Genomic DNA, 2,108 nt, shown 5'->3' with positions numbered 1-2,108 from the left:
GGGCCCCGCGGGGCCGAGTTCGTCTTTGGGGAACTCCCGCACCGCGCGACCTCGCTCGCCCACGAGGGCGATGACGTTGACGTCGGCCGTGGATCCGCGGGCGATCATCGACATCAGCGACGACTTGCCGACGCCGGATCCGGCGAAGAGGCCGAGGCGCTGCCCGGTGCCCACCGGCGTCATGGTGTCGAGCACGCGCACCCCGAGTCCGAGCTGGCGGTCGATGCGCTGACGATCCATGACGCTGGGGCCATCGTGGTCGAGAGAGACGAATGCCGTGCTCTTGTCGAGCGGACCCTTCCCGTCGATCGGACGACCGAGCCCGTCGAGCACGCGTCCGAGCAGCGCAGCGCCGGTGGGCACCTGCAACGGCGCTCCGCCGTGCCGCACCCGCGCACGGGCGGTGATCCCGTCGAGGCGGCCGAGCGGCATGCACCGGGCGGATGCGCCGTCGACCGCCACGATCTCGGCATCGACGGTGCGCCCGTGCGTGGCGTCGATCCGCACCCGGTCGCCGACGGCCGCGTCGATGCCCAGCACTTCGACACCGAGGCCGCGCACCGCCTTGACCGTGCCGGTGCGCTCAGGGCGCGCCGCGACGACGGCACGCTTCCAGGAGTCCGTTAGGGTCGTCACACGATCACCTCTGCGCTCTGCTCGTCGTCGCCGCTGAGGGCTGCGGCCGCGCGCGAGATCGCCTGAATGATGCGCGTGTCGACCGCGCCGTGCTCGATCTCGACGATCGCGCCTCCGGGGTCGACGACGCTCGAGGCGGTCACCTCGACGCCGCGCAGCGAGTCCGCGAGCGAGGGCTCGTCATGGATGACCCGCGCATCCTGCTCGCTGAACGAGACACGACTCCACCTGTCGGCGGGCATCTCCGCGAGGGCGCGTCGCACGGCGTGCGCGGCGGAACGCGCAGGGTCAGAGAGCTCCGTGCCGATGATCGAGGTCGCGAGGTCGAGGGCGAGTTCCTCGATGCGCTCGACGGCGAGCATGCTCAGATCTGACACACGCTGCTCGAGCGAGGTCTGCGCCGTCGCCAGTGCGCGCAGCGCCGAGCCCCGCTCATGCAGGAACGCCTCGAGCAGCTCGTGCGTGCGCACCTCGTGCTCGGCCTGCTGCAGCTGCGCCTGTTCCAGGGCGATCCGGCGCCCTTCGGCGAATCCGTCCGCGTACCCACGGGTGCGAGCCCGGTCGGCCTCGCCGCGGATGTCGATCGGCGTCTCGCCCACGCGCGGCACCACGAGTGGCGTGAAGGCGGAATCGAGCACGGAGGACACCTCGGAAGTAGAGGACGAGGCCGGTCCGTGGCCCGATGGTCGAGCTATCCGTGCTCCCCCATGACTATCGCGACGACCGGGCGTGACCGTAACCAGCCCGACCGGATCCACCTGCGGAGCGGACATCACTCGATGAGCTCGTCCTCGTCTTCGCGGGAGATCGTGATCTCCTCAGCCGCTTCCAGCTCGCGGATGATGCGCACGATCTCGGCGCGCGCCTCGTCGACCTGACGCATGCGCACGGGTCCGAGCACGCGGGTCTCCTCTGCCAGGTTCTCCTGGTTGCGCTCGGTCATGTTGCCCTTGACCTTGTCGGTGATCTGCTCGTCGGCGCCCTTCAGCGCCAGCGCGAGCATGCGCAGGTCGATGCCGCGCAGCACCCGCTGCGCGTCTCGGTCTTCGAGGCGGGCGATGTCGGCGAATGTCACCATGCGGCTGCGGATGTCTTCCGCCAGCGCCAGGTCACGCCCCTCCAGGCTCGCCAGCAGCGACTTCTCCAGGGCCGTGTCCGAGCGGTTGATGATCTCGACCAGCGGTTGCACTCCCCCGATCGACTCGTTGTTGTCGCGCATCGCGAACACACCGGTGCGCGAGCGCAGCGAGTCGGCGACGATCGAGATCGCCTCCTGCGTCGCGGTTCCCATCGTGGCGATCGCCTGGGCGACGTCGGTGCGCAGCGGATCCTGCAGCGCGGCGAGGACGGCGGCAGCGCGGTCGGCCCGCAGCTTTGCGAGGACCACCGCGACGGTGGTCGGCAGCTCGCCCTCGAGGATCGTGGCGAGCTGCGCGGGGTCGGCGGCGTTGAGGAAATCGAACGACACGGTG

At 70.4% G+C, this 2,108-nt stretch carries 2 protein-coding genes and 1 pseudogene; all 3 read right to left on the bottom strand.

The window, feature by feature from the left end; translation table 11 throughout:
- A pseudogene (locus J7E68_RS17205) lies at positions 1-636 on the bottom strand (EscN/YscN/HrcN family type III secretion system ATPase); the annotation flags it as partial.
- The gene (locus tag J7E68_RS20195; protein ID WP_215174649.1) at positions 633-1,283 is read right to left on the bottom strand and encodes a FliH/SctL family protein; all 651 of its coding nucleotides are present in this window, start codon (positions 1,281-1,283) and stop codon (positions 633-635) included. The pseudogene J7E68_RS17205 and the gene J7E68_RS20195, both read right to left, overlap by 4 nt.
- 125 nt (positions 1,284-1,408) lie before the next feature.
- A partial coding sequence (locus J7E68_RS17195; RefSeq protein ID WP_215174647.1) for a FliG C-terminal domain-containing protein occupies positions 1,409-2,108 on the bottom strand: 700 nt, incomplete at its 5' end.

Source organism: Microbacterium sp. ISL-103 (genome assembly GCF_018613995.1).
Classification (GTDB): Bacteria; Actinomycetota; Actinomycetes; order Actinomycetales; family Microbacteriaceae; genus Microbacterium.
The sequence above is the reverse complement of the archived record's forward strand: the minus strand, read 5'-3'. Positions and strand labels throughout refer to the sequence as shown.